Origin of the sequence: Neobacillus novalis NBRC 102450 (assembly GCF_001591805.1) — a bacterium.
Classification (GTDB): Bacteria; Bacillota; Bacilli; order Bacillales; family Cytobacillaceae; genus Neobacillus; species Neobacillus novalis.
The window spans coordinates 157,767-184,317 of the sequence record NZ_BCVP01000012.1 but is presented as its reverse complement, the minus strand read 5'-3'; the positions used below and the strand labels follow the sequence as shown (position 1 = coordinate 184,317).

At 39.7% G+C, this 26,551-nt stretch carries 29 protein-coding genes; 27 read left to right on the top strand and 2 right to left on the bottom strand.

Annotated elements, in window-relative coordinates; translation table 11 throughout:
• Nucleotides 1-4: 4 nt before the first annotated feature.
• The 9 genes from BANVL01_RS11225 to ypjB all read left to right on the top strand — a co-directional run bounded on the left by BANVL01_RS11225 (nucleotide 5) and on the right by ypjB (nucleotide 7,054).
• A complete protein-coding gene (locus tag BANVL01_RS11225) occupies nucleotides 5-901 on the top strand; it encodes a hypothetical protein (protein ID WP_066089281.1) in 897 nt (298 codons plus the stop codon).
• A 27-nt stretch (nucleotides 902-928) separates the two neighbouring features.
• Nucleotides 929-2,194 carry a tetratricopeptide repeat protein gene (locus tag BANVL01_RS11220; protein WP_066089278.1) on the top strand — a complete coding sequence of 422 codons (1,266 nt, stop codon included), beginning with the start codon at nucleotides 929-931 and terminating at the stop codon, nucleotides 2,192-2,194.
• A 32-nt stretch (nucleotides 2,195-2,226) separates the two neighbouring features.
• Nucleotides 2,227-2,793, top strand: coding sequence for a ReoY family proteolytic degradation factor (locus BANVL01_RS11215; protein WP_066089275.1), 567 nt, complete (start codon nucleotides 2,227-2,229; stop codon nucleotides 2,791-2,793).
• Between the two features lie 102 nt (nucleotides 2,794-2,895).
• A complete protein-coding gene (locus tag BANVL01_RS11210; protein ID WP_066089272.1) occupies nucleotides 2,896-3,360 on the top strand; it encodes a YpiF family protein in 465 nt (154 codons plus the stop codon).
• Between the two features lie 141 nt (nucleotides 3,361-3,501).
• Nucleotides 3,502-4,008: a QcrA and Rieske domain-containing protein gene (locus BANVL01_RS11205; protein ID WP_066089270.1), complete on the top strand. Its 507-nt coding sequence runs from the start codon at nucleotides 3,502-3,504 to the stop codon at nucleotides 4,006-4,008.
• A gap of 3 nt (nucleotides 4,009-4,011) precedes the next feature.
• Nucleotides 4,012-4,686, top strand: a complete 675-nt coding sequence (gene qcrB, locus BANVL01_RS11200) for a menaquinol-cytochrome c reductase cytochrome b subunit (RefSeq protein ID WP_066089267.1) — start codon at nucleotides 4,012-4,014, stop codon at nucleotides 4,684-4,686.
• A gap of 55 nt (nucleotides 4,687-4,741) precedes the next feature.
• Nucleotides 4,742-5,527: a menaquinol-cytochrome c reductase cytochrome b/c subunit gene (locus tag BANVL01_RS11195; RefSeq protein ID WP_066089263.1), complete on the top strand. Its 786-nt coding sequence runs from the start codon at nucleotides 4,742-4,744 to the stop codon at nucleotides 5,525-5,527.
• A 58-nt stretch (nucleotides 5,528-5,585) separates the two neighbouring features.
• Complete coding sequence (lhaT, locus tag BANVL01_RS11190) at nucleotides 5,586-6,179, top strand: lipoprotein heptaprenylglyceryl N-acetyltransferase LhaT (protein ID WP_066089260.1); 594 nt, start codon at nucleotides 5,586-5,588, stop codon at nucleotides 6,177-6,179.
• Between the two features lie 77 nt (nucleotides 6,180-6,256).
• Complete coding sequence (ypjB, locus tag BANVL01_RS11185; RefSeq protein ID WP_342342318.1) at nucleotides 6,257-7,054, top strand: sporulation protein YpjB; 798 nt, start codon at nucleotides 6,257-6,259, stop codon at nucleotides 7,052-7,054.
• Between the two features lie 43 nt (nucleotides 7,055-7,097).
• On the opposite strand, the gene BANVL01_RS11180 is transcribed toward ypjB, so the two are convergent.
• Nucleotides 7,098-7,970: a YitT family protein gene (locus BANVL01_RS11180; protein WP_066089256.1), complete on the bottom strand. Its 873-nt coding sequence runs from the start codon at nucleotides 7,968-7,970 to the stop codon at nucleotides 7,098-7,100.
• A 204-nt stretch (nucleotides 7,971-8,174) separates the two neighbouring features.
• Between BANVL01_RS11180 and BANVL01_RS11175 the strand changes: the two genes are divergently transcribed.
• From BANVL01_RS11175 to BANVL01_RS11095, 18 genes are all read left to right on the top strand, one after another.
• Nucleotides 8,175-8,531 carry a nucleotide pyrophosphohydrolase gene (locus tag BANVL01_RS11175; protein WP_082804954.1) on the top strand — a complete coding sequence of 119 codons (357 nt, stop codon included), beginning with the start codon at nucleotides 8,175-8,177 and terminating at the stop codon, nucleotides 8,529-8,531.
• Nucleotides 8,524-9,327, top strand: coding sequence for a 4-hydroxy-tetrahydrodipicolinate reductase (gene dapB / locus BANVL01_RS11170; RefSeq protein WP_066089249.1), 804 nt, complete (start codon nucleotides 8,524-8,526; stop codon nucleotides 9,325-9,327). Before BANVL01_RS11175 ends, dapB begins: the two co-directional genes overlap by 8 nt.
• Nucleotides 9,328-9,338: 11 nt before the next feature.
• Nucleotides 9,339-9,758: a methylglyoxal synthase gene (gene mgsA, locus BANVL01_RS11165; protein WP_066089246.1), complete on the top strand. Its 420-nt coding sequence runs from the start codon at nucleotides 9,339-9,341 to the stop codon at nucleotides 9,756-9,758.
• Entirely contained in the window at nucleotides 9,748-10,458 is a 711-nt protein-coding gene (gene bshB1 / locus BANVL01_RS11160) for a bacillithiol biosynthesis deacetylase BshB1 (RefSeq protein ID WP_066089243.1), read from the top strand. Before mgsA ends, bshB1 begins: the two co-directional genes overlap by 11 nt.
• Before the next feature lie 3 nt (nucleotides 10,459-10,461).
• A complete protein-coding gene (gene bshA, locus BANVL01_RS11155; protein ID WP_066089240.1) occupies nucleotides 10,462-11,589 on the top strand; it encodes an N-acetyl-alpha-D-glucosaminyl L-malate synthase BshA in 1,128 nt (375 codons plus the stop codon).
• An 11-nt stretch (nucleotides 11,590-11,600) separates the two neighbouring features.
• Nucleotides 11,601-12,800, top strand: a complete 1,200-nt coding sequence (locus BANVL01_RS11150) for a CCA tRNA nucleotidyltransferase (protein ID WP_066089237.1) — start codon at nucleotides 11,601-11,603, stop codon at nucleotides 12,798-12,800.
• Entirely contained in the window at nucleotides 12,785-13,762 is a 978-nt protein-coding gene (locus BANVL01_RS11145; RefSeq protein ID WP_066089234.1) for a biotin--[acetyl-CoA-carboxylase] ligase, read from the top strand. Before BANVL01_RS11150 ends, BANVL01_RS11145 begins: the two co-directional genes overlap by 16 nt.
• Before the next feature lie 259 nt (nucleotides 13,763-14,021).
• The gene (gene panB, locus BANVL01_RS11140) at nucleotides 14,022-14,858 is read left to right on the top strand and encodes a 3-methyl-2-oxobutanoate hydroxymethyltransferase (RefSeq protein ID WP_066089231.1); all 837 of its coding nucleotides are present in this window, start codon (nucleotides 14,022-14,024) and stop codon (nucleotides 14,856-14,858) included.
• The gene (panC, locus tag BANVL01_RS11135; RefSeq protein ID WP_066089229.1) at nucleotides 14,855-15,703 is read left to right on the top strand and encodes a pantoate--beta-alanine ligase; all 849 of its coding nucleotides are present in this window, start codon (nucleotides 14,855-14,857) and stop codon (nucleotides 15,701-15,703) included. Before panB ends, panC begins: the two co-directional genes overlap by 4 nt.
• Nucleotides 15,704-15,736: 33 nt before the next feature.
• Nucleotides 15,737-16,120, top strand: a complete 384-nt coding sequence (panD, locus tag BANVL01_RS11130; protein WP_066089226.1) for an aspartate 1-decarboxylase — start codon at nucleotides 15,737-15,739, stop codon at nucleotides 16,118-16,120.
• Between the two features lie 216 nt (nucleotides 16,121-16,336).
• The gene (gene dinG / locus BANVL01_RS11125) at nucleotides 16,337-19,141 is read left to right on the top strand and encodes an ATP-dependent DNA helicase DinG (protein WP_066089223.1); all 2,805 of its coding nucleotides are present in this window, start codon (nucleotides 16,337-16,339) and stop codon (nucleotides 19,139-19,141) included.
• Nucleotides 19,142-19,193: 52 nt separating this feature from the next.
• Entirely contained in the window at nucleotides 19,194-20,045 is an 852-nt protein-coding gene (locus BANVL01_RS11120; RefSeq protein ID WP_066089220.1) for a ComEC/Rec2 family competence protein, read from the top strand.
• A 111-nt stretch (nucleotides 20,046-20,156) separates the two neighbouring features.
• On the top strand, nucleotides 20,157-20,327 hold the full coding sequence (locus tag BANVL01_RS26725; RefSeq protein WP_066089216.1) for a YpmA family protein: 171 nt from the start codon (nucleotides 20,157-20,159) through the stop codon (nucleotides 20,325-20,327).
• A 12-nt stretch (nucleotides 20,328-20,339) separates the two neighbouring features.
• On the top strand, nucleotides 20,340-20,813 hold the full coding sequence (locus BANVL01_RS11115; RefSeq protein WP_066089215.1) for a cell wall elongation regulator TseB-like domain-containing protein: 474 nt from the start codon (nucleotides 20,340-20,342) through the stop codon (nucleotides 20,811-20,813).
• A gap of 32 nt (nucleotides 20,814-20,845) precedes the next feature.
• Nucleotides 20,846-22,033, top strand: coding sequence for a pyridoxal phosphate-dependent aminotransferase (locus BANVL01_RS11110; RefSeq protein WP_066096708.1), 1,188 nt, complete (start codon nucleotides 20,846-20,848; stop codon nucleotides 22,031-22,033).
• Between the two features lie 123 nt (nucleotides 22,034-22,156).
• Nucleotides 22,157-22,855: a DnaD domain-containing protein gene (locus BANVL01_RS11105; protein ID WP_066089212.1), complete on the top strand. Its 699-nt coding sequence runs from the start codon at nucleotides 22,157-22,159 to the stop codon at nucleotides 22,853-22,855.
• A 54-nt stretch (nucleotides 22,856-22,909) separates the two neighbouring features.
• Nucleotides 22,910-23,572, top strand: coding sequence for an endonuclease III (nth, locus tag BANVL01_RS11100; protein WP_066089208.1), 663 nt, complete (start codon nucleotides 22,910-22,912; stop codon nucleotides 23,570-23,572).
• Nucleotides 23,565-23,927 carry a YpoC family protein gene (locus tag BANVL01_RS11095; RefSeq protein WP_066089203.1) on the top strand — a complete coding sequence of 121 codons (363 nt, stop codon included), beginning with the start codon at nucleotides 23,565-23,567 and terminating at the stop codon, nucleotides 23,925-23,927. The genes nth and BANVL01_RS11095 overlap by 8 nt, the downstream gene beginning before the upstream one ends.
• Nucleotides 23,928-23,942: 15 nt before the next feature.
• On the opposite strand, the gene BANVL01_RS11090 is transcribed toward BANVL01_RS11095, so the two are convergent.
• The gene (locus tag BANVL01_RS11090; RefSeq protein ID WP_066089200.1) at nucleotides 23,943-26,540 is read right to left on the bottom strand and encodes a PBP1A family penicillin-binding protein; all 2,598 of its coding nucleotides are present in this window, start codon (nucleotides 26,538-26,540) and stop codon (nucleotides 23,943-23,945) included.
• Nucleotides 26,541-26,551: the final 11 nt, after the last annotated feature.

Genomic DNA, 26,551 nt, shown 5'->3' with positions numbered 1-26,551 from the left:
GACGATGTATATCATTGAAAATGCCAACATTCTTAAGGACAAGCAATTAACGACTTCTTCACTGTTAATTTCAGAAAATCGAATAATCAAGATTCAAACTTCTTTTAATCATTATCGAGTGATGAAAATGAATGTTGAACCCTATATTATGACCCCGTCTTTTGTCCTTTTTAATTCCAAAATTCCGTATAAAGAATCCTTTCCGGAATTGAAAAATTATTTAATTGACCAATTTTTGCTGAAAGGATGTACAACCTTGTTTACATATGTTGATGTTTCCTACGAAAATGAATTAACAGAAAAATTCAAGGAAATGAAAACAGCGCTGGTGGGATGTCCTGTTGACTTTATCATCGGGATAAGAATCCCAGTACGCCTAATTACGCCTAGTCTAATGAGAATTTGTAAGAAAGAAAAAATCCCAGCCATTTTTATCGAACTAGAAGATCCAGGTCAATTGGAAAATGTGCCATGGGGATGGATAAGGGAAGCGATATTCCCGTTCAACAGCCCCTTGATTCCAAAAATTTCTTCTTCGCAGAAGAAGGAAGCGAGGGCCGTTTTGTCGAAATGGAAAGGTATAATGGTAAAAGAAAAAATTCCGGCAATTTATGAGGAAATAGAAGAAAACCAGCCATTGCCTGCCACTGTATTAAATAAAGTAGGTTTATTTCCGCAACGAGCGAGCCTGATGCACGGAACTGAATTGAGCTATAACTTATATTTAAAAGGAAGAGAAATCAATAATGTTGATGAAGTCAAATTATTTCATTATCATGGTGATAGACTTGTAGTTACAGTTCACAAAGGAAAAATTGTCCGGACAGGGGCAAAGGTTTTATTTAAACCAGGATATGGAGAACATCTAAAGGTGCGAACCCCATCTTATTTTTCTTTGTAAATAAAGGGGGAAAAGAGGTTAAAGCCAATGGAGAGAGTAAATAAAATTATTAATATGTTAGAGCAGGGCCAACATAAAGAAGCCTTAGATGAATATAATCTTATATTAAAAAGCGGTCTGCCCGAGGAAAAATTTCTCCTGGGAGAAGAATTGTACCAGTATGGATTTTTAGATGAAGCAAAGATACTAATTGAAAGCCTCCTGGAAATTTACCCTGAAGAAGGCGAACTTCTGGTCCTGCTGGGTGAAATATTAGTGGAAGCCGGAGAAGAGGAAGAGGCGATTCTTGTCCTGGAAAGAATTTCAGAACAAGATGCTAATTTTGCACAGTCATTATTACTGTTAGCAGACCTTTATCAACTCCAAGGACTTTATGAAGTGTGTGAAAGAAAATTACTGAAGGCAAAAAAAATACTGCCAAATGAAATCATAATAGATTTTGCTTTAGGGGAGCTTTACGGAGAACTTGGTGAAATTGCCAAGGCGAGGAACGCCTATGAAACGGTTTTAACAGAAGAAAACGAAATGGCCGGCATTAATATACATGGGCGGATGGCAGACCTTTTAAGCGGATCTGGGGCTTTTGAGGAAGCGCTGGCTTATTATGATAAGGCGCTGGATGGAAAATTAGAGATTAACACATTATTCGGCTACGCATTTACAGCGCTGCAGGCAGGCTATAATCGAACTGCCATTGAAAAATTCAATGAATTAAAAGCACTTGATCCAGAATATCATTCCCTCTATTTACATCTTGCTATCGGATACGAACGAGAAGAAGAGCTGGAAAATAGTTTAAACGCGATTCAAGAAGGTTTAAAACAGGATGAATTTAATAAAGAATTATTTTTCTATGGTGGGAAAACAGCGCTAAAACTCGGAAAAGAGGCGGATGCCGAGCAATACTTCCGGGAGTCACTGGCCTTAGATCCGGGATTCACTGAAGCAGCGCTTATGTTAAATAAACTCTTTTTTCAAAAGGAAAGATATGAGGATGTCCTCGAGTTAATTTCTCAGCTTGACATTATTGAAGATGAGGAGCCCCAGCTTTTATGGGATTCTGCGCTTAGCTTTCAAAAATTAGAGGAATACTCATACGCATTAGACAAATATGAAAGTGCATATACTTTTTTTAAGAATAATGAAGCATTCTTGCTTGATTACGGATATTTTCTAATTGAGGAAGGAAAAACTGACCGAGCCGCCGAAATTTTTAAACAGCTGCTAATTGAGGATCCAACAAATGCTGAGTATATGGAAATGCTTGAACGTCTTATCGATGTAAAGGACTAAAAAAGCTGATTATGCAGAGGAGGGAAACTTTCATGGCAACCCCTGTTTCTGTCAACGAGAAGAAGGACTTTATTCGCTGGTTTTTAAATCATTATCAATTAAAAAGAAGAGAATGTGTTTGGATTCTCAACTATTTAATGAGTCACGATCTCCTAATGGAAAAGGTTCATTTTGTTGAGCAAGCACAGTACTGTCCGCGTGGTTTGATTATGTCGACACATTGTGTGGATAAAGTGCCATTCCGTTTTTATAAAGAAAATGTGATGACAACGGATGCTGAAAAATCTTTCCATGATATTCGGCTTAACCGCGACGAGGATATTTTTATTCAATTAAACTTCCATGCTTCAAATCAGGCACATCAATATGCAGCGGTGCTTGAGGAAAACCCCTTTGTCCCAAAACATCTGCAAGTGAATGAAAAGGATGGAATCATTGCAGAACAATTGTTACAGCATAGTATTGAACGCTTTCAACGTGAACAGCTGCTGCAATTAATTGATGAAGCACTTGATAACCAAGATCGTAAGGCATTTCGAATGCTGACTGAAAAATTAAATAAACTAGCAATGGCAGAACAAAAAGGAAGTTTGCGATAAGCATCCTTCCTTTTGTTTTTTTAAAACTTTACATTTTCTTTTTAAAGTTATAGGAGATAATGGTATTATAGGAATAGTGAAGCAAAAAGGCAGGTGCGAAAAATGAAATGGATACCACAAGATATTGACACTTATTTAAATGCCAAGGAGTATGTAGATACGGCTGTTATTCCCATCTATTCAATTTCGTTTGGGGGTGAAATGAAGCAGTCAGCCGCGGCTGCGGAATTTATTACGCTGTTAACAAGCCAGTTAGAAAGGCAGTTTACCGGGAGATTATTATTATTTCCTCCATTTACATATTTAAAAAATGAAAATAGCGAAAAAGTCTTGAATGATTTACAGAACTGGGAGAAAAATATCGTAAAAGGTGATTTTAAACACATATTTTACCTAACATCCGATATAGAATGGAAAGCACATGAGGAGAAATTAGGCGGGGCATTAATTTGGCTTCCATCGCTTCTGCTGGAGCAGATGACTGAATCCCAAAAGGTGGAAATAATTAATAGCCAAGTAAAACAGCTTTTAATTCTCTTTACGCAAAAATGGCAGGAAAAAGGGTAAAACTATTCAGATTATATGTTTTTAAAATAGTATGATATTGACCTTGCCTGTAGATTGATATATCATTGTTATGTCCTAGTTTTATATGTGTTTAATAATTGTCCGCTGGACTTAACTTCGTGAATAGAGGGGGGGATAAGCATGAGTAAAGAACGCGTTTCAAGAAGACAATTTTTAAGTTATACTTTAACAGGTGTGGGCGGCTTTATGGCTGCGGGGATGTTAATGCCTATGGTCCGATTTGCAGTGGATCCTGTTTTAAAGGCGGAAGCCGGTGGAGATTTTATTCCTACTCCGAAAAAGGTGTCGGAAATAACTAAAGAGCCTGTTCGTGTAGACTTTAAATTTAAGCAAAAGGATGCCTGGTATGAGTCTGAAGTTACGGAAACTGCTTGGGTCTATAAGGATGATAATGGAAAAATTATTGCACTATCACCTGTATGTAAACACTTAGGCTGTACGGTTAACTGGAATACGGATAAAGAACATCCAGATCAATTCTTTTGTCCATGTCACTATGGCCGCTATACAAAAGACGGTACAAATGTTCCAAATACACCACCGTTAGCACCGCTAGATGTATATCCATACAAAGAAAAAGATGGTTACCTTTACTTAGGAAAAGCTAAACCACGGAAGGAGGCGTAATCATTGTTAAACAAAATTTACGATTGGGTCGATGAACGTTTAGATATTACGCCTTTGTGGCGCGATATCGCAGACCATGAAGTACCTGAGCATGTTAATCCAGCGCATCACTTTTCGGCGTTTGTATACTGCTTTGGCGGTCTGACATTCTTCGTAACGGTCATTCAAATTCTTTCCGGTATGTTTTTAACGATGTACTATGTGCCGGATATTAAAAACGCATGGGAATCTGTATATTATCTGCAAAATGAAGTTGCTTTTGGACAAATTGTACGTGGTATGCATCACTGGGGTGCAAGTTTAGTGCTTGTTATGATGTTTTTACATACATTACGCGTCTTCTTCCAGGGTGCTTATAAAAAGCCTCGTGAGTTGAACTGGGTTGTCGGAGTACTTATTTTCTTCGTCATGCTTGGTTTAGGTTTTACAGGTTACTTATTACCTTGGGATATGAAAGCGTTGTTCGCTACAAAAGTTGGTCTGCAAATTGCTGAGGCCACACCGTTCATTGGTTCCTATGTTAAAGTATTATTAGCAGGTCATGAACATATTGTTGGTGCCCAAACATTAACCCGTTTCTTTGCAATCCATGTGTTCTTCCTGCCTGGAGCATTGCTCGGACTTATGGGAGCTCACTTCATTATGATTCGAAAACAGGGCATTTCCGGACCGCTTTAAAATCGGTTTTCAATGAAAGTTTCAAATCTCGACGGAAAAAGGAGGGGATTGCTCGATGCATCGCGGTAAAGGTATGAAGTTCGTAGGTGACTCACGTGTGGTAGCACCTGAATCACGGAAGACGATGCTTCCTAAAGATTATTCAGAATACCCTGGCAAAACAGAAGCTTTCTGGCCTAATTTCCTTTTGAAAGAATGGATGATAGGAGCAGTATTTCTGGTTGGCTATTTATGTTTAACAATTGCTCACCCGGCCCCGCTTGAAAGGATAGCGGATCCTACTGATACAGGTTATATTCCATTACCAGACTGGTATTTCTTGTTCTTGTATCAATTACTGAAATATTCATTTGCATCTGGTCCATATACTGTAATCGGTGCAATGGTTATGCCTGGTCTTGCATTTGGGGGCTTATTATTAGCTCCATTCCTTGATCGTGGACCGGAACGCCGTCCAATGAAGCGTCCGTTTGCAACCGGATTTATGTTACTGGCAATAGCTTCCATTGTTTTTCTAACATGGCAATCTGTTTCAACACATGATTGGGCACAGGCTGAGCGTCAAGGTAAAATTGTTGCAAAGGTTGATTTTGATAAAACCAGTGATGGCTACAAAATCGCAAATGAAAATGCTTGTATTACCTGTCACGGTGATAATTTTCAAGGCGGCGCCGGAGCACCAACATTAATTGGTACTGGCTTATCAGCTGAAGAAGTAGCAAAAATTGCTGTAGAAGGTAAAAAAGGCCCAGGTGGTACAATGCCTGCAGGGATTTTTAAAGGTAATGACGAACAGCTTAAAAAGCTATCTGAATTTATCGCAGAAATAGGTAAAAAATAATTAAATGATAAAAAGCTGACGGGAATCGTCAGCTTTTTTATTGAAATGGGGAGTATTTGTGCGCTTTATTTATCCTCTCTTGGCAAATAGGTCTATTCTCGGCCTTTTACTCATTGTCAATATTGCCGGTACTGCCTACGGATATTATTGGTATGGGTGGCAGCTTAAAGAAACACCAGCCATTTTTCTCCCATTTGTTCCCGACAGTCCGACAGCAAGTTTATTTTTCGTTTTCGTCCTGATTGCCTTTCTACTGGGGAAAAACTGGCCCTTAATCGAAGCACTTGCGATAGTAACACTTTTTAAATATGGAATATGGGCAGTTGTCATGAATATCCTTGTTTATTTTGTTAATGGGGAGCTTGACTGGATTGGCTGTATGTTGATTTTCTCCCATTTTGCAATGGCTGTCCAAGGGTTATTGTATGCACCGTTTTACCGATTTAAATGGTGGCATTTAATCGTAACGGCAATCTGGACGCTGCATAATGATGTGATTGATTACGTCTTTTTCATGCTGCCAAGTTACCATATGCTTGATGATTATATACCACAAATAGGCTATTTCACGTTTTGGCTGTCTATTCTTTCAATTGGACTTGCTTACTATTTCTCGATCCGTCCCAATCGATTTAAACTTGAAATAAAATAAGTCTGTTTCTCTAATTAGTGGTCTAACCTTGTCCACCCCTACATACATTTTATTAGTAATGAAAGGGGGGACAAGGATTGTTGAAAATCAATTGGTTAATTTTATTTGCAATTATTATTATGGTCACTCCCATAACTGCATCAGCCGAACAGCAATCGCCGATGGAGCGGCTCGATGATATTTCTGATGAAGCTCTCCAAATGGTGAAGTTTCATAGATATGAAGATGCTAAAAAAATGCTTGATTATTTTTCTGACCAGTTCACGAGTTTTTCTGGTATTGCAAAGCCCTTATCTGTTGATGAAGTAAGAATTGTTCACACCTCGCATGATGAAGCGATGGAAGCAGCGGTTAGTCCCAACATGAAATACGAGGAAAGAATAAATAAATTAACTAAATTCCGGCTTGTAATCGATGCTATCGCGACAAGTCATCAACCCTTATGGACAGAAATGGAAGAGCAAGTGATGACCACCTTTCATCAGGCGAAGGAAGCAGCGATTAATGGTGATACCGCCCAATTTCATTCAAATTTCAATAGCTTTTTATCCTTATACAATGTCATTTATCCGAGTATGAAAATAGATGTACCTGCAGAAACGATTCAAAGGCTCGATGCACGGATTGATTTTGTTAACGAATATCGTTCGCAGGTTGTCAATAATGCAAAAAGCCAGCAGCAGCTGGAAGCCCTCGATACCGACTTAAAAAATCTTTTTGCCAATATGGCAGAAGATGATGCAGATCCTTCACTGTGGTGGGTTATTATCTCAACAGGAAGCATTATTATCATGACATTATCCTATGTCGGCTGGCGCAAGTACCAAGGAGACAAAGGATGGAAAAAAGACCGCTCAAGAGATCACAAGGATTGATATGAAAAGCGCAAGCGCCGCTGACCAGGACGCTTGCGCTTTTTTAATTTCCAATTGGCATTTTGTTTTCGTCAAGTGTAAAGCCTTCTCCGTGGACATCATGGACAACAGAAATCGATATAAATGCATGCGGATCTACGGAGGTAATTAAATTTTTCAAACGCATAATTTCGTTTTTAGCGACAACGCAATACAAAACTTCACGGTCACTTTTTGTATAGGACCCATATCCTCTTAATGCGGTAACCCCGCGTTCCATTTCATCCATAATTTTTGCGGCAATTTGTTCATTTTTCTCAGAAATAATCATCGCGCCCCGGGCAGAGTATGCACCTTCCTGCATGAAATCAATCACCCTTGCACCGACGAAAACAGCGACAAGTGTATACATAGCTTGTTTATAATTCAAGTATGTAAGCAGCGAAAGGGCAATAACACAGGCATCAAAGATGAACATCGTTTTGCCCATATTCCAACCTGCATACTTTTGGACGAGCCTTGCAATAATATCTACCCCGCCTGTTGTCCCACCGAAACGAAAGATGATCCCTAAGCCAATCCCCGTGAAGACACCAGCAAATAAAGCAGCTAAGGTTAAATCGCTTTGCAGCGGCATATCGATTGAATAGCGCTGAAATATCCATAAAAAAATAGAAACCCCAACTGTTCCTAATATGGTATATAAGAAGGAGTTCCGTCCTAATAACTTCCAGCCGATAAAAAATAAAGGAATATTAAGAAGCAAGTTTGTATAAGAAGGATCCCAATGGAGCTTGAAATAAAAAATCAAGGTAATTCCTGTGAACCCGCCTTCAGCCAGCTTATTCTGCATATTAAAATTGACTAGACCGAACGACATGATGGCCGCACCAAGCAGGATAAATAGAATATTCTTAATTTTAAGGCCAAATACCATAAACAGTCCTCCTCTACCATATATTTCTCTTTTGTGGCGGTTTTTATTATAGCGAATTAATAGCGTTAGAGCAATGAGAAGAGAAAAAGAGCCGATAAAAACAAAAACATTTGTAAATCAACCCCATTTTAGCTAACATAAACATGAATAAATAACATAATGAATGTGATAGTTGCTAATAGAAGAAATGAGGTGTTTTTGAAAATGGCAGTACATAAGACGATGAATGATCTTCAGGCAGAAGTCGATACCTACATAGGCCAATTTAAAGAAGGCTATTTTAGTCCGCTAGCAATGCTCGCAAGATTAACCGAAGAATTAGGAGAGTTAGCGAGAGAAGTAAACCATTATTACGGTGAAAAACCGAAGAAAACCAGTGAAACCGAAAAAGCCATTGAAGAAGAAGTTGGCGACCTTCTGTTTGTTCTCATTTGCATGGCTAATGCCTTAAAGATTGACTTGGAAGATGCCCATAATTATGTCATGGATAAATTTAAAACAAGAGATTCAGACCGTTGGACAAGAATTGAGCAGGAAAGCAGGAGTGAAGACAATGAATAAAATAAAGATTATCATTGCCGGTCCGCGTGGCCGGATGGGGACTGAAGCTGTAAAGCTGGTGACTACTACAAATCATTTTGAACTGGCGGCTGTCCTTGATCACAAGTATGATGGCATGATGTTAAGTGATGTAGCAGGGTTTCAATCTATTTCAAATGTCCCAATCTATACTGATATTGAAAAATGCGTGCAAGAGGTAGAAGCAGACGTATTAATAGATTTAACCACACCCGAAGTAGGCATGTACCATGCCAAAACAGCACTGGAACATAATGTTCGTCCAGTTGTTGGCACAACTGGCTTTACAAAAGAGAATTTAGCGGAATTGGAAGCTATCTGCCGCGAAAAAGAATTAGGCTGTATCATTGCGCCAAACTTTGCAATCGGGGCCGTGCTGATGATGAAATTTTCGCAGCTGGCTGCAAAATATTTTCATGATGTTGAAATTATCGAAATGCACCATGACCAAAAACTAGATGCCCCATCCGGGACCGCAGTAAAAACAGCAGAGATGATTTCAGCCGTCAGAGAAACCAAAAAACAAGGTCACCCCAATGAAAAAGAAACGTTAACAGGCGCAAGAGGGGCGGATTATGATGGGATGCATATTCATTCAGTCCGCTTGCCGGGTCTCATCGCCCATCAGCAGGTTTTATTTGGCTCTGATGGTCAGACATTAACCATTCGTCATGATTCCTACAATCGTGCCTCCTTCATGTCGGGCGTGAAAGTAGCTGTCGAAACAGTAATGAAGCAAAATAATTTTGTTTATGGACTTGAAAATATTTTAGACTAGGAGTCAAAATAATGAATATAGCCTTAATCGCCCATGATGAAAAGAAAAATGACCTCGTCCAATTTGTAACAGCCTATCAGGAAATATTTAAGAAACATACCTTGTTTGCAACGGGCACAACCGGCTTAAGAATTAATGAAGCGACGGGGCTGTCGATAACCCGCTATCAATCCGGACCGCTTGGCGGTGATCAGCAGATTGGTGCAAGGATTGCCCAAAATCAAATGGATGCGATTTTCTTCTTCCGCGATCCATTGACAGCTCAGCCTCATGAACCGGATGTGACCGCACTAGTCAGACTTTGTGATGTATATTCTATTCCACTTGCGACCAATATGGGTACGGCTGAATTATTAATTAGAGGTTTAGAGCTGGGCTTAATCGATTGGAGAAATATCGTTAAAGAAAATGGTGAGGAAAATGGAAGATAAATCGTTACATATTCTTGCTTTCGGTGCCCATGCTGATGATGTGGAAATTGGCATGGCAGGTACGATAGCAAAACTGGCTTCTGAAGGGAAACGTATCGGTATTTGTGATTTAACAGATGCTGAGCTTTCCTCCAATGGGAATGTCACGTTAAGAAAAGTGGAAGCGAGCCTTGCAGCTGAAATTTTAGGTGTTTGCTTACGGACTTCGCTGGCATTTCCAGATAGGGGTTTATTCTTAAATGATGAATACATAAAGAAGATTGCCGGTATCATTCGAACATACAAACCACAAGTTGTCTTTGCTCCCTATTTTGAGGACCGCCACCCTGACCATGGGAATTGTGCCCGTCTTGTTGAGGAGGCGGTTTTTTCAGCTGGGATTAAGAACTATCACACAGAAGAAGGAACCGAACCCCACCGTGTAGAAAAACTGTATTTTTATATGATAAATGGTTTCCATAAACCGGATTTTACCACGGATGTCACAATGTTTATCGACAAAAAGCTGGAAGCATTAAGGGCATATAAAAGCCAATTTGAACAAACAGACCAAAGCTTCAATACGCCGCTCGTTAATGGCTATATTGAAACAGTTGAAGCAAGGGAAAGAATGTTTGGTAAATTGGTTGGCGTTACCTATGCAGAAGGCTTTAAAACAAAGGTGCCAATCCTTGTAAACCGAGATTTGATGGGAGATTGAAATATGAGGAAACTAAAAATTGGAATTACTTGCTATCCAACCGTGGGTGGATCAGGGGTAGTAGCCGCTGAGCTTGGGAAAATGCTGGCAGAAAAGGGCCATGAGATTCACTTTATCTCTTCAAGTATTCCTTTCAGGCTTAATAAAATGTACCATAACATTTATTATCATCAGGTCGAAGTCAATCAATATTCTGTTTTTCAATATGCACCCTATGATATTGCCCTAGCGAGTAAAATGGCTGAGGTAGCAAATCGGGAGAAATTAGATTTGCTCCATGTTCATTACGCCATTCCCCACGCAGTATGTGCGATATTAGCGAAGCAAATGAGTCACAGAGATATAAAAATTGTCACGACACTACATGGTACAGACATAACAGTATTAGGGTATGATCCATCATTAACAGATGCGATTAAATTCGGTATCGAAAAATCCGATGTTGTGACCGCTGTTTCCAAGGCATTGGTTGAGCAAACCTATGAGCTGATTAATCCGGATCAGCAAATTGAAACTGTCTATAATTTTATTGATGAGCGAATCTACCATAAAAGGGATGCTAGTACACTAAAGGGAGAATACGCGATTAAAGAAGAAGAGAAAGTGATCATCCATGTCTCAAATTTTCGGGCTGTCAAACGTGTACAGGATGTAGTGAAAACCTTCGCGAAGATTTCCGCCACAATGCCGGCAAAATTGTTGTTAGTTGGCGACGGACCTGAAATGACTTTAGTTTGTAAACTGGTAAGGCAGCTTGGGTTAGAGGACCAGGTCCTTTTCCTTGGAAAACAAGAGAATCTTGAGGAATTATATTCCATCAGTGATTTGATGCTGTTACTTTCTGAAAAGGAAAGCTTTGGGCTGGTGGCTTTAGAGGCAATGGCCTGTGGCGTGCCGTGTATTGGGACAAATGTTGGTGGAATCCCAGAAGTCATTTTGCACGGAGAAACAGGATTTATTTGTGAAGTAGGAGACATAGAAGAGATTTCAAATAAAGCAATTACGCTGTTAAATGATCAACATCTTCATCGGCAGTTTTCCAAACTATCAGTGGAAACGGTTAAAACAACCTTCAATGCCGCTAAAATTGTAGAACAATATGAACAATTATATTTTAAATTAATGAATTAAGGTGACGTATGATGATAGAACCTTTTTTATCAGCCAATCCTGTGTTAAGGAAATTAGAGGATGCCGGCTATGAAGCCTATTTCGTTGGCGGTTCCGTTAGGGATTACCTTTTAAAGAGAAGGATTAGCGATGTAGATATTGCTGCATCAGCAACACCTGATGAAGTGAAAGCAATCTTTCCGAAAACGGTCGATATTGGAATTGAGCATGGAACGGTGCTTGTGTTATTTAACGGCGGCTCGTATGAAGTTACCACCTTTAGAACGGAAGCGGAATATCAGGACTATCGCCGCCCAAAAGAGGTAGCGTTTATCCGTAATCTTCAAGAGGACTTAAAGCGCAGGGATTTTACAATGAATGCGATTGCGATGGACCGAAATGGAAAACTAATTGACCCCTTTGATGGACAGACTGCGATCAGAGATAAAATAATTCAAACAGTTGGTAAGGCAGAAGAACGGTTCGGTGAAGATGCGTTAAGAATGTTGCGTGCGGTTCGTTTTTTAAGCCAGCTCGCTTTTACTATTGAAAAGGATACGATAAAGGCATTAATCAAACAGATTGATTTACTTAAGAATATTGCTGTGGAAAGAAAAAAAGCAGAGTTTGAAAAACTTTTAAATGGCAAGAATCAGAAGGAAGCCATCAAGGTTTTGCTTGATACGAATCTATTTCTTTATTTGCCGGGTTTGGCGACTAAGAAACGGCAATTAAAACAATTGTTAAACTTTCAATGTGAAAGTCTAAATAAAAATGAAATGTGGTCAATATTGCTTTTTTGTTTAGAAATAAAGGAAAAGTCGGCGGGGACATTTTTAAGAGAGTGGCGCATGCCAATTAAAGACATAAGAGAGATACAGAAAATGCTGCTCTTCCTAGAAAAAAGACTACAGCATGAATGGTCCGTTTATGATTTGTATAGGGCGGGCCATGACAACATCCTATCCGTTGAAAAGCTATACGTGGTTATTAACGGGATACGTGAAACGGATTCAATGGATCATTGGTTAGACCTGTACGAGAATCTGCCAATCAAGCATGTCGCTGACATAAATGTCACAGGAAACGATGTGATGAAATGGCTCGATAAAAGCGGCGGCCCCTGGCTGAAAGTGACGCTATTGAGGATAGAAGCGGCAATCGTGGCAGGGGAATTGGAAAATAATAAACAAAAGATTAAGGAGTGGCTATTGACGTGCAGTCCGAATTAAGAAAAGAGTTACTCGATGCCTTTACTAAAGCCGGCGACGTCTATTTATCCGGGCAGCATCTTGCTGAGGTAATTGGCTGCTCAAGGACAGCTGTGTGGAAGCACATTGAGGAATTAAGGAAAGAAGGCTTTGAATTAGAAGCTGTTCGAAATAGAGGCTATCGGATTCTAAAAACACCGGAAAAGATAACCGCCGATGAAATAAGACTTGGCTTGACAACTGAATTCATCGGCAGGAACATCCACTATCAAGAAAGTGTGGAATCGACACAAAAAATTGCCCATAAGTTCGCATCCGAGGATGTACCGGAAGGAACAGTAATTATTGCGGAAGAGCAAAGATCCGGTAAAGGCAGAATGAATAGAATTTGGCATTCGCCAAAATATACAGGCATTTGGATGAGTTTAATTCTTAGGCCGAATATCCCGCTGACCAATGCCCCGCAGTTGACACTATTAACGGCTGTAGCTGTTGTTCAAGCGATGGAAGAAATAACAGGGCTGCAGCCTGAAATAAAGTGGCCCAATGATATCTTACTGCATGGAAAAAAGGTAACGGGAATCTTAACAGAACTGCAGGCAGAAGCAGACAGAATTCATTCCATTATTATTGGCATTGGCATTAACGTCAACCAGCGGAAAGAGGAATTTCCAGATGAGCTCCAGGAAATAGCCAGTTCACTTTCGATTGAAAAAGGGGAGACAATTTCCCGGGCTGCGTTAATTAGAAGTGTTTTTAAACATTTTGAAAAACTGTATCTACTCTATTTAAAGCAAGGCTTTTTTCCGATTAAGCTTCTCTGGGAAAGCTATGCAGTCAGTATCGGCAAGGAACTGAAAGCGAGAACGTTAACAAATGTAATTGAAGGAACAGCACTGGGAATCACCGATGAAGGTGTTTTAAAAATAAAGGACCAATCTGGTGTCATTCACCATGTTTATTCAGCAGATATCGAACTATGAATCGTATCAGTAAGATTAATATTCCTTGCATGTAGTATGTACATTTTGTATGATAATTTCAATGGGCAGTATCCCTGGGAACTGCACCGTCTTGTGATAACAATTAAAAAGGTTTCTGCCTAGATCCGTTTTTACGGACCGGGACAGAGGGATGGAACACGCAAAAGAGTAACAAAGATCCTCTGCCTTCAGAAGGATCTTTTTATTTGCTCTTCGAATTCGTTTTATCGCCTCTCCCATTATAAAAGGAGGGAAAAAGATGAAGCAGACAACAGATTTTTTGAAAATGAAGGAAAAGAACGAAAAGATTGTCATGTTAACAGCCTACGATTATCCATCTGCTAAACAAGCAGAACAGGGGGGAGTTGACGTTATTTTAGTTGGCGACTCACTTGGAATGGTGGTTCTAGGTTACGATTCTACTATCCCAGTAACAGTTGAGGATATGATTCATCACACGAAAGCCGTTAAACGCGGAGCAAAAGATACATTTATTGTCGTAGATATGCCGTTCTTGACCTACCATCTATCAGTTAGAGATACATTAATAAACGCAGGAAGACTCATTCAGGAGACAGGCGCTCACGCTGTAAAACTTGAAGGAGCTGACGAGGTTATTGAAAAAATCTCGGCCCTTACAAAAGCCGGGATTCCAGTTTGTGCCCACCTTGGTTTAACACCGCAATCAGTCGGTGTTTTGGGTGGCTATAAGGTTCAAGGCAAGGATGCGCATGCAGCGAAAAAGTTACTCGAAGATGCAAAAGGGTGTGAAGAAGCAGGTGCCTTTGCTGTTGTCTTGGAATGTGTACCGAAGCAGCTGGCAGAGGAAGTGGCAAAGTCCATTTCCATTCCTGTGATTGGGATTGGAGCGGGAATCAGTGTGGATGGCCAGGTGCTTGTCTATCATGATATTTTAGGCTATGGTGTGGAACGAGTGCCGAAGTTTGTCAAACAATACCATTCCGTAAATCCGTTTATGATTGAATCGATTCAAGCTTATGCAGCAGATGTGAAAAATAATCAGTTTCCGGAAGATAAACATACCTTTACGATGAAGGAAGAGGAACTAAAGGTATTATATGGAGGCAAAGAATGAAGGTTATTACCACCATTAAGGAAATAAAGGAAGAAATCGTGAAACAAAAGGGGTTAGGAAAATCGATTGGCTTTGTCCCAACAATGGGATTTCTCCATGAAGGTCATTTAACCCTGATAAAGGAAGCAAGGCAGGAAAATGATATTGTCGTCATTAGTATTTTTGTCAATCCTTTACAGTTCGGCCCAACAGAGGATTATGCGGAATATCCCCGCGATTTTAAGCGTGACCAGGCCTTAGCCGAAAGTGAGCAGGTTGATTACCTTTTTTACCCGTCAGTGGAAGAAATGTATCCCAATGACTTATCTGTAAGAGTGACGGTTCAAGAACGGACCGATGTTTTATGCGGGAAATCCCGTCCCGGTCATTTTGACGGTGTTGCAACTGTCATCACAAAATTATTTAACATTGTGATGCCGGATAGAGCCTATTTCGGTAAAAAGGATGCACAGCAGGTGGCGGTCATTGACGGTTTAATTTCTGATTTTAATTTTCCAGTCGAGCTTATTGCCGTCGACATTGTTCGCGAACAGGATGGGCTGGCAAAAAGCTCCCGTAATGTCAATCTCTTACCTGAGGAACGAATTCAGGCAGCAGTGCTTTATAAAAGCTTAGTAGTGGCAAAAGAAGCAATTGACCAAGGGGAACAAAGTCCTTCTCGATTAATGGAATTAATCAGTGGAATGATTACAAGTGAATCAAACGGAAAAATTGATTATGTTGAAATTTTCTCTTATCCAAGGTTAAAACCATTGGAAAAAATAGAGGGTTCCATAATCATTGCACTCGCTGTAAAATTTACTAAGGTTCGCTTAATCGATAATTTCATTATTCAGCTAGACTAGACTTGAAAAAGTGACAACAGGGGAGGAATACGTTTGTTTCGTACTATGATGAACGGAAAGATCCATCGAGCAATCGTGACAGAAGCTAATTTAAATTACGTTGGCAGTATTACCATAGATGAGGATATTTTAGACGCTGTAGGCATGATAGCGAATGAAAAAGTCCAAATTGTCAATAACAACAATGGTGCCCGGCTTGAAACCTATATTATTCCCGGTGAAAGAGGAAGCGGTGTTGTTTGCCTAAATGGCGCGGCAGCCCGCCTTGTCCAAGAAGGGGATATCGTTATCATTATTTCATATGCGATTGTAGCGGAAGAAAAGGTAGCCGCTCACAATCCTCGAGTCGCGATCATGGATGAAAACAATCGCATTAAAGAACTTATCCATAAAGAACCCGCACTCACAGTTATGTAAGTCCCCGATTTCCGGGGATTTTTTTGCTAATAGGAAAGTATAAATTTTTTTCAAATTTACACTTTCCTATGTCGCATAAGTGCAACTACGCTTCTGTCTTCGCCCTAACGGGCTCGCCAATCGGCGAGTTTTCTTTATACTTGCCGGGTATGTTTGTTTTCTTTTTTGTTTTTTTATGATACCGTTTAATGAACGAAAGTCCGGGGTGTTAATGGAATGTCAGATAAATTTGTTGTAATTGATTTGGAAACAACGGGGAACTTGCCGAAAAAGGGCGATAAAATCATTCAATTTGGTGCTGTAGTCATTGAAAATGGAATCATCACGGATAGATATTCGTCACTAATTAATCCGCAAAAATCGATTCCGGCTTTTATCGAAGAATTGACCGGGATTAATGATGAAATGGTCAAGAATGCCCCGTTGTTTGCTGAAATATCAGAGAAGGTCATGTCTATGCTTGACGGGGCTTATTTTGTGGCGCATAATGTGCTTTTTGATTTATCATTTCTTCAAGAAGAATTAATCCAAGCCGGATTTGAAGGATTTTATGGTTCTGTTCTTGATACGGTGGAAATGGCAAGAATTCTGTTTCCTACAGCTGATGGTTATAAGCTTACAGATTTAGCGGAGAAAGAAAACCTGCAGCATGACCGCCCGCATCAGGCTGATAGCGATGCCCAGGTTACCGCCGAATTATTTCTTATTCTGCTAAAACGATTATCATCGCTGCCGCTCATAACGCTTAAGCAGCTTACACAGTTATCAGGCGGGCTAAAAAGCGATTTGCAGCAGATGCTCGATGAAATAACAACTAATAAGAATATGGACGCAGAGGAATTCCTCAATTCTATTGAAATGTATCGAAATTTAGCATTAAAGAAACGGACTCCATTAGGGGAAAATGACGAAGCATACAAGATAGATTTTCTGTACCCATCAACTGATAAAGAAAAAATTGGGGTTGTCAAGCAAGGCCTCGAGTTCTTTGAGAAAAGGACTGGCCAATTTAGGATGATGGACACTGTTTATCAAGCATTTCATAATAAAAATCATACCCTAATCGAAGCAGGAACCGGGGTAGGAAAATCGCTTGGCTACCTGCTCCCGGCTGCCTGGTTTTCAAAACAATCAAAAGTTCCAATTGTCGTCAGTACACATACGATTCAACTGCAAGAACAACTTCTAAAAAAGGAAATTCCACTTTTGGAAAAAATCCTTCCCTTTAAAATAAACTCGGTACTTCTTAAGGGAAGAAACCATTATTTAAGTTTAGAAAAGTTTTCGCAGACATTGATGGATGAAAACGATAATTATGATACCATCTTAACAAAAATGCAAATTCTCGTCTGGCTGACTGAAACAGAAACCGGTGATAAAGATGAATTAAATCTTTCAAGCGGTGGGTTTATTTACTGGAATAAAATCAAAAATGAAGCGCCTATTTTTTCACAGAAAGAAGAATGGAAGGAAAAGGATTTTTATCTAAAAGCAAAAAGGGATGCAAAAGCGGCAGATATAATAATTACCAACCATTCTTTGTTATTAAGTGATATTAAAGGAGAAGGCTCCATCTTACCTGCCTTTGAATATGTCATCATTGATGAAGGCCATCACCTAGAGAAAGTGGCAAGCCAGTTTTTTGGCCATTCTCTGGACTACCTATCTGCGAGGCTGATGATCGGTCAATTTGGACTTTATGAACAAAAACAACTCTTTTATGAAATGGAAGGGTTACTTTCGGCCATCCCTAGACAAAAGGCAAAACTGCCTCATACCTTTGAGTTGAACCAAATGGTCATCGACCTTACCTATGAAATGGATGAATTTTTTAAGCTAATTGCCATTTATGCAAAAGCGAAGCTGACAAATAAAAAAGGCTTTAATCGAATAAAAGTTCGATTTACTCATTTTGACAGCGAGAAAGAAAGAAATGCACTTGTTCATAGTGCGGAAAGGGCTGCTTTTTTACTGAAAGATTTACATTCAGCTATAATGGACCGCCTCGAATCAATTAAGGGAGCGAAGGGTACCTTATCAGCGGCAGAAAAGAATAAATTGGAAGAACTCTATTTATTCGGCCAGGAACTGGCGGAGTTAAGGAATACAGTGATGAAGTGCTTCTTAAAAGAATCCAAGGAAGTAAAATGGATTGAAATGGATACCCGATCACCACAAAATATCACCACCTTTTTGGCGCAGCCTGCTTTTGTGGCAGATCAGCTTAGAGAAAAATTTTTTCAAGTAAAAAAGGCCGTTGTCATTACTTCTGCCACTCTAACTGTTAATCATTCTTTTAGCTATATCATGAAAGAATTAGGTCTTAATGGTGATGTAACTGTTCAACAATCGATTCCTTCACCATTTGAATATAAAAATCAGGTTCAACTATTTATTCCTGAAGATTTGCCTGCCATAAATTCGGTTACGTTGGATGAATATGTCATTGCGATAACTGAGCATATTATCACGATTGCTGAAGCGACAAAAGGAAGAATGCTGCTCCTGTTTACGGCTTATGACATGCTGAAGAAAACATATGAGCTCATTAAAGAAAGCGGCTTTCTAAATGATTATGTTCTGATAGCCCAAGGAATTACCAGTGGCAGCCGTACACGGCTAACACGGAATTTTCAGCGCTATGATAAGGCGATATTACTGGGGACAAGTAGTTTTTGGGAAGGTGTTGACATCCCAGGTGAAGATTTATCTTGCCTTATTATCGTCAGGCTCCCGTTTAGTTCACCGGAGGAGCCGCTTACTGAGGCGAAATGCCAATTAATTAGTGAGCAGGGCGGAAATGCCTTTTCAGAATACTCCCTGCCAGAAGCGATTCTTCGCTTTAAGCAAGGATTTGGGCGCTTGATTCGTACCGAAAAAGACCGTGGAATTATGATTGTATTTGATCGTCGCATTGTTACGACCAAATACGGGAAAGCTTTTTTGAAATCAATCCCGTCTATCCCTGTTAAAAATGGAACGATTAATGAATTGGTTGAGTTGATTCATTCTTGGTTATGATAATATTGGAAATTCATCACATCCTATAAGTAAATAAATGGGAGGGTTGTGAATGAGAATATTGTTATTGTTAATGACCATATTTGTTACAGGCACTTTTTCCGTACAGGCAGAACCATTTATTTCCGAAAAAGTGGAAAATATTGATTTAAAGTTAAAGGAAGATGAGGCAGCTGTGTCTTTTTTGGGTTTTACTAAAGGGGAAGCAATATTGCTCCAAGGCCCAAATGATAAAAATATATTAGTTAATGCCGGGGGTAAAGGGACAAAAGCAGAATTGGAAGCTTGGTTAAGTCTTTATGGTGTAAAAGAAATCTCAGCCTTATTTCTGACAAACAACGGACAGGAACTATCTTTCGATAAACTCAATCAGCTGATAGCTAAATATAACATTAAAGAAATAATTACTACGCGAGAGATTTCCAACCAACTGACAGGAAATTTAGAGCAAATAAAACAAATTTCAATCTTACCTTGGGGGTCAGGGGCAAAGAAGGAAATTCTCCCGCAGATGACGGCTGAAGTCCAGTTCAGTGGCCATGAACAAGATGAAGGCATGGATTTGACTCTGCAATTTTTTAAACATACAATTTTTTTGATGAGTTCATTTAGCCATCAATCAGAGCAAATCCTCCTTAAGAAAAATCTCAAGGATGTCAATATTTTCAAGCTTCCGCATTATACTAGGGAAGACTCTTTATCCGGAAAATTGATTGAATATCTTAATCCGCAAATATCCATCCTTTTTGCAGAAGAAAAGCAAAAGCTCGATCGTGACATCCTTGATGATTTGCATGATACATGGTCTGAGATTTATTTAACAAAAAAACAGGCTGCGACAACGATTAAATTAACTAAAACAAATTATGAAGTCATTACCATCCCAATCATGCCGGAAGAATAAGTGCAGGCTTTCATAAAAAAAATCATCTATATTAGCCGTGAATCACCATCCGTTAAAGGTATATTCCTGTTATAATAATTGAGAAGATTCTAGAAAAAGAGGAGAATATGGATGGAAAGTAAAATTGATATTATTTCAACAGTTAAAATCCAGTATAGTCCGGATTTGTATAAGGTTGTTGATGCCCTTAATCGAAGCTTAAAAGATAAGGACCTCATGTTTGGACTAGCCCTTGATAAAGAAGATCAAAATAAAGCGATTTTTACCATATATCGTACATAAAGAAGTGATTAAATGAAAAAATGGATTTTATTTCTCGTGTTATTCATTGTAGTTGTTTTGGGAATTTCGATAAAAGTATATTTTTCATCAGTGGAACCTGTAAAAGCCGCTGAAATAAAGGCTGTCGCGCTGGCAAATGAAAAGACTGCATTAAGCAAAGTGGTAGATTTTCATATTTATAGCGGCTTAGAAACAGTTGATGTAATTGAAGGGAAAGATAAAAAGGGCGAAGAAATTATCATTTGGATTCCCGAAAAGAGTAAGAATCTGATTGTAAAAAAAGCAAGTGATGGTCTATCTAAAGAGGAAGCCATTCAAAAATTATTAGAAGAAAAAAACCCCCAAAAAATCATCTCAGTCCGGTTGGGAATGGAAAAAAATATCCCATTATGGGAAATTTATTACCGTTCTGAAAATAATTTAATAAATTATTATTATATTGACTTTGAAACTGGTGAGTGGCTGAAAAAGATTGAGAACCTATAGCATCACTGGAGACGGGAGGAAGAGGAATGGAAATAGAATTAGCAGATAGGGTACTGGCATTAACCCCTTCTTCAACATTAGCCATTACGGCTAAAGCAAAGGAATTAAAGGAACAGGGAGTAGATGTCATTGGGTTAGGTGCCGGGGAGCCGGACTTTAATACACCTAACCATATTTTGGAGGCAGCCTATCGTTCAATGAATGAGGGGCATACAAAGTACACTCCTTCAGCAGGATTACCTGCCCTTAAAAAGGCGATCATCAAGAAGTTTGAAACCGATCAAGGGCTTAGCTATAAACCGAATGAAATCATTGTCGGTAACGGGGCAAAGCACGCACTTTATACCTTGTTTCAGGTGCTGATAAACGATGGTGATGAGGTTATTATTCCTGCTCCTTATTGGGTCAGTTATCCTGAACAAGTCAAACTAGCGGGCGGAGTTCCTGTTTACATTGACGGACTCGAACAAAATCAGTTTAAGATTACACCGGAACAACTAGTTAGTGCAATTACAACCAAAACAAAAGCTGTTATTATCAATTCTCCCAGCAATCCAACAGGTGTTTTGTATACAGCGGAAGAGCTGCTGGAACTAGGAAAAATTTGTCTTGAGGAAAACATTTTAATCGTTTCTGATGAAATTTATGAAAAGCTTATTTACGGAGAGGCTCGGCATGTTTCGATTGCCGAACTTTCATCAGAGCTTAAAGAGCAAACGATTATCATTAACGGTGTATCCAAGTCACATTCCATGACTGGCTGGAGAATTGGCTATGCTGCCGGCAATAAACAGGTGATTGAAGCGATGACTAACTTAGCGAGTCATAGTACTTCAAATCCTACAACGACCGCTCAATATGCGGCAATCGCTGCCTACAATGGTCCGCAAGAGGCTGTTCGGGAAATGCGTCTGGCATTTGAAAAAAGATTAGCGATTATTTATGATAAATTAGTAGCTATACCTGGCTTTACTTGTGTTAAGCCGCAAGGGGCTTTTTATCTTTATCCAAATGTTAGGGCAGCCGCCGAGATGACTGGTTTTTCTCATGTCGATGATTTTGCCGAGGCATTACTAGTAGAAGCGAAAGTAGCCGTCATTCCTGGGTCAGGTTTTGGCACACCTGATAATATACGCATATCCTATGCGACTTCATTAGAGCAATTAGAAAATGCAGTTTCCAGAATACACCAGTTTGTTGCAGCGAAAGTTAAGATATAATCTTCTTAAGAGGTTTGGCAAAAAGTCTGCACATGGCAGGCTTTTTGCTTTCCAAAGATGGATACCCAATCTTCTTACTCGAATTGTTTGTTCATGGTATACTTATCAGGAGGTGTCCTAAAGATGAAATCAAACATATTATCATGGCTCCAGGAAGGTAATATTATCGTTCCTGCTTTATTATTTTCTGAGTATCGTAAACTTAATTTAAATGAAATTGAACTTGTTCTTTTATTAAATATTCTAACCTTTTTAGAAAAGGGACATGAATTTCCTACTCCAGAAGAACTTTCAGCACGGATGACGATTTCCGTGTCAGACTGTAACGAAATGCTTAGAAGGCTGATTCAAAGAGGCTTTATTGAAATCACTGATGAATATTCGAATGAAGGCATTCGTTTTGAAAAATATTCGGTGAAACCTTTGTGGGAAAAACTCGTAGACCAGTTCCTAATAAACAACAAAACAAATAAAGAAATGGATAAGAAGGCTGAAGAGACCGATCTATATACTTGTTTTGAAAAGGAATTTGGCCGCCCGTTATCTCCCTTTGAATGTGAGTCCCTTGGGATGTGGATGGATGACGATCATCATGATCCTATCATTATTAAAGCTGCGCTAAGGGAAGCCGTAATGTCGGGAAAATTAAATTTCCGCTATATTGATAGAATTCTTTTTGAATGGAAGAAAAGTGGAATTAGAACGATTGAGCAGGCGAAAAGCCACGGACAAAAATTCCGTCAAAAGCAAACACAAAAGATGAATCCAAAAGTTGAATCCCAGAAGTCTTCTGTCCCTTTTTATAATTGGCTCGAACAATAATCATCATGACGAGGGAAGACCCCCTCGTTTTTATTTTGTTGAAGGGGTGATCATATGCTTAATAATACTGAAATCCGTTATTGTATGGATCAAATGGGTGAAATGTTTCCGGAAGCCCATTGTGAATTAAATCATGCTAATCCATTTGAACTTATCATTGCAGTGTCTTTATCGGCACAATGCACGGATGTCTTAGTCAATAAGGTCACGAAAGATTTGTTTGAAAAATATAAAACACCTGAAGACTATTTACAGGTTTCAATTGAAGAATTGCAAAATGATATTCGTTCGATCGGTCTTTATCGAAATAAGGCGAAAAATATTCAAAGCCTTTGCCGGATGGTTCTAGATGAATATGGCGGCGAAATCCCGATAGATCGTGATGAATTGACCAAGCTGCCTGGTGTGGGCAGGAAAACAGCCAATGTGGTCGTGTCGGTGGCTTTTAACATCCCGGCGATTGCGGTCGATACCCATGTTGAAAGGGTGAGTAAGCGGCTGGGGATTTGCCGCTGGAAGGATTCAGTGCTGGAAGTAGAAAAGACACTGATGAGAAAAATTCCGGCTGAGGAGTGGTCTGTGACCCATCACCGGTTAATTTTCTTTGGCAGGTATCATTGTAAGGCGCAAAACCCTCAATGCCCAAGCTGCCCATTGTTAGAGCTGTGCAGAGAAGGGAAGAAACGGATGAAAGCGAAGGCTGCCGTTAATGGGTAATCAAGAACGGGAAGTATCAGAGTTACTAGTGGAATGGCGCACTACGAGAGAACAGCTGGAGGCATTATTCCGTGAACGTCATCTCGGAAGCACTCAGGAATTGATGGAGCAGGGAATTAATTTATATGTGCGATTATTATTTCTTTCAAACGGACACCCAGTGTCCTTAGGTGCAAGTATTCCTTTAAATCAATTTGATTTAAAGCCGGTTAATATTGAGGAGAGATTAGCGTTTATTAAGTCTCGTCCAAGCCTATATCATTCATTTCGACAGTTGTCGGAATTGATGGTTGAACAAGAAAAATTGTTTGTAAAGAATAGGATTATGAAAAAATCGTCCAGGCCAAAGGCCTAGACGATTTTTTTTACTTTAAGATTCACGGGATCCTGAACCTTGGCCTCCTGTTGGGTTTCCAGGGGGGGGAGTAACGGGAGGGATGGTATCGCCGGGATTACCCTGGTTCCCGCCATTCCCTTTTCCGTTATCATTTCCATTCCCGTTGCCTTTATCATTTCCATTATCATTTCCATTATCATTCCCTTGGTCATTGCCCTGACCATTGCCATTGCCATTGCCATTATCATTACCATTGTCATTCTCTTGATTATCTTCATCAACTGGTTTTGGTATGTCAATCGCAGCTGTGGCCGGGTCGCTCTTTTTATCGCCGCGAATCGCGACAATTGTAAAGGTATACTTAGTTCCTGGAACTATATCAGGGACGGTTAAAGTATTACCTGTTACTGGGAAGTGTTTTGGACCAGCCCCGTTATCAACGGTTACATCGAAGGTTACATTATCATTACCCGTTTTGTAATCCCAAGATAAGGTAATTTCCTTTTTGCCTTCGTCATATTTCGCTGCAGCATTAACCGGAGACTCAAGTTTGTTATATTTCTCTGATACTTTTTTTGGTGAATGTCCTTTGACAGCATATTCGGTTATTACTTCACTAGCCGGTGTGAATTCCCCTGCAAGGACTGGCGGCATCGAGCCTTTTTCAATTCTGACCTTTTCTACACTATTGGGCATTGTGAAATCAGGAGTGTCGATATCCTTTGAGACATAGGACATTACATTTTTAAAAAGTAACTGGGCAATGCTTCGGCCTTCAACTGTTGAAATGGGTGTTTTCATGTCCTTATATCCCGTCCAAACAGCAGCAGTGTAATTGGTCGTATAGCCAGCAAACCATGCGTCAGGGACAGAGCTGGACTTGATATTATATTTTTCCATATCTTCAGCGGTATAGTTCGTTGTCCCGGTTTTACCGGCAATCGGAAGGCCTGGGACTTTTGCCTTTGTTCCTGTCCCAGGGGAGACGAGAACGCTTTTTAGCATATCGCTAACCATGAAGGCGGTTGAATCCTTCATGACCACCTTTGGTTCCGGTGCAGTGCTTATTTCCGTTCCATCGCGCAATTTTATTTTCGTGACTGCATGCGGCGTTGTGTATATGCCCTTATTACCAAAAGCACTGTAAGCACCGGCCATTTGAAGCGGCGAAACACCCGTTTCAAAGCCGCCTATGGCATATGCTTCAGAAATTTCTTTTAAAGGAATCCCAAGATTGTTTGCAAAATCCTTCGCTTTATCCAAACCAACCTGTTGTAATGCCTGGACTGCGGGGGTATTTCGAGATAATTGCAGAGCCGTTCTAATTGTCATTGGCCCCATATATGTTTGGTTCCAGTTTCCAAACTTCTTCCCGTTGGAATAGGTCATTGGTTTATCCTCAATCATTTCAAAGGTTCCCCAATTTAAGTGTTCAATTGCTGGGCCATAATCAAGCACGGGTTTGATAGTAGATCCCGGCTGACGCCTAGTGTCAGTCGCATAGTTAAAGCCGCGCTTTACCTGTTGGTTCCTGCCGCCGCCAATGGCGCGGATTTCCCCCGTCTTCGTATCAAGAAGGGAAATGCCAGCCTGGAATTCCTCATCAGGGTAATTAATAATCTCATTTGTGTTAAGCATATTATAAACATATTTTTGGGCATTTTGATCTAATGTCGTATAAATCGTTAACCCATCTGTAAAAATATCAAGATCAGTATTTTCCTTCACTTCATCAATAACCGCATCGACAAAAGAATCGAAAGGCTTTTCGTCCACAGTACGCTGATCTGGTTTCAATACAGTGGCTGCAACGGAAACTTTTTTTGCTTCTTCCATTTCTTGTTTTGAAATAAATCCATGCTGCTCCATTAATGTTAAAACGATATTTCGTCTTTTCTCAGCTAAATCTGGATGGTCAAATGGATTGTAATTGTTTGGGCTTTGCGGCATCCCGGCAATTTGCGCAGCCTCTGCTAACGTTAACTCATTTAATGTTTTGCCATAATAGATTTTTGCTGCCGTAGCCAGTCCATTGCTGTTTCGAGATACGTAGACTTTATTCACATACATTTCGAAAATTTGAGTCTTTGTATATTGTTGCTCAAGTTTATAAGAAAGCCAGGCCTCCTGAACTTTTCGTTTTACGGTTTTATCCTGCGTTAAAAATACATTTTTAACAACCTGTTGTGTAATCGTACTGCCGCCTTCTGCACCAAATCCACGCTGGAAATTGGCCAAAACAGCACCGCCGAGGCGGATCGGGTCAATCCCGTGGTGTTTGTAAAAACGATAATCTTCAGTTGCGATAACGGCATTTTCAAGTACCTTAGGTATATCCTTATAGTTTACATATTCGCGATTAACGGCACCCACTTCTACCAACAGTTTTTGATCTTTATCTAAAATCTTCGAAGGGATGGGGTCTTTTAATAATTTTGGGTCAAGTTTGGGAGCATCCTTTACTAAATAGGCGAAAGCACCAACTCCAGTCAAAATACCAACGATTCCAAGAACAACAAGGCTCAGAAAAATTTTCTTAAAAATCCCGCCCTTTTTTTTCTTGGCTTTTGGCTTTCCATTGGATTGGAGTTTCTTTCGGCGCTCCTCTCTTGATTTATATTGTTCAGCCATTTAATTTCCTT

Bases quoted from the DNA above. Each gene is read 5' to 3' on its own strand.
- dapB (WP_066089249.1), top strand. From the start codon at position 8,524: ATGAATAAAATAAAGATTATCATTGCCGGTCCGCGTGGCCGGATGGGG.
- BANVL01_RS11120 (WP_066089220.1), top strand. From the start codon at position 19,194: ATGAGAATATTGTTATTGTTAATGACCATATTTGTTACAGGCACTTTT.
- BANVL01_RS26725 (WP_066089216.1), top strand. From the start codon at position 20,157: ATGGAAAGTAAAATTGATATTATTTCAACAGTTAAAATCCAGTATAGT.
- dinG (WP_066089223.1), top strand. From the start codon at position 16,337: ATGTCAGATAAATTTGTTGTAATTGATTTGGAAACAACGGGGAACTTG.
- bshA (WP_066089240.1), top strand. From the start codon at position 10,462: ATGAGGAAACTAAAAATTGGAATTACTTGCTATCCAACCGTGGGTGGA.
- BANVL01_RS11150 (WP_066089237.1), top strand. From the start codon at position 11,601: ATGATAGAACCTTTTTTATCAGCCAATCCTGTGTTAAGGAAATTAGAG.
- BANVL01_RS11225 (WP_066089281.1), top strand. From the start codon at position 5: ATGTATATCATTGAAAATGCCAACATTCTTAAGGACAAGCAATTAACG.
- BANVL01_RS11180 (WP_066089256.1), bottom strand. From the start codon at position 7,970: ATGGTATTTGGCCTTAAAATTAAGAATATTCTATTTATCCTGCTTGGT.
- BANVL01_RS11220 (WP_066089278.1), top strand. From the start codon at position 929: ATGGAGAGAGTAAATAAAATTATTAATATGTTAGAGCAGGGCCAACAT.
- panC (WP_066089229.1), top strand. From the start codon at position 14,855: ATGAAGGTTATTACCACCATTAAGGAAATAAAGGAAGAAATCGTGAAA.
- nth (WP_066089208.1), top strand. From the start codon at position 22,910: ATGCTTAATAATACTGAAATCCGTTATTGTATGGATCAAATGGGTGAA.
- BANVL01_RS11205 (WP_066089270.1), top strand. From the start codon at position 3,502: ATGAGTAAAGAACGCGTTTCAAGAAGACAATTTTTAAGTTATACTTTA.
- panB (WP_066089231.1), top strand. From the start codon at position 14,022: ATGAAGCAGACAACAGATTTTTTGAAAATGAAGGAAAAGAACGAAAAG.
- BANVL01_RS11090 (WP_066089200.1), bottom strand. From the start codon at position 26,540: ATGGCTGAACAATATAAATCAAGAGAGGAGCGCCGAAAGAAACTCCAA.
- BANVL01_RS11095 (WP_066089203.1), top strand. From the start codon at position 23,565: ATGGGTAATCAAGAACGGGAAGTATCAGAGTTACTAGTGGAATGGCGC.
- BANVL01_RS11175 (WP_082804954.1), top strand. From the start codon at position 8,175: ATGGCAGTACATAAGACGATGAATGATCTTCAGGCAGAAGTCGATACC.
- BANVL01_RS11195 (WP_066089263.1), top strand. From the start codon at position 4,742: ATGCATCGCGGTAAAGGTATGAAGTTCGTAGGTGACTCACGTGTGGTA.
- bshB1 (WP_066089243.1), top strand. From the start codon at position 9,748: ATGGAAGATAAATCGTTACATATTCTTGCTTTCGGTGCCCATGCTGAT.
- BANVL01_RS11105 (WP_066089212.1), top strand. From the start codon at position 22,157: ATGAAATCAAACATATTATCATGGCTCCAGGAAGGTAATATTATCGTT.
- BANVL01_RS11115 (WP_066089215.1), top strand. From the start codon at position 20,340: ATGAAAAAATGGATTTTATTTCTCGTGTTATTCATTGTAGTTGTTTTG.
- mgsA (WP_066089246.1), top strand. From the start codon at position 9,339: ATGAATATAGCCTTAATCGCCCATGATGAAAAGAAAAATGACCTCGTC.
- BANVL01_RS11215 (WP_066089275.1), top strand. From the start codon at position 2,227: ATGGCAACCCCTGTTTCTGTCAACGAGAAGAAGGACTTTATTCGCTGG.
- BANVL01_RS11210 (WP_066089272.1), top strand. From the start codon at position 2,896: ATGAAATGGATACCACAAGATATTGACACTTATTTAAATGCCAAGGAG.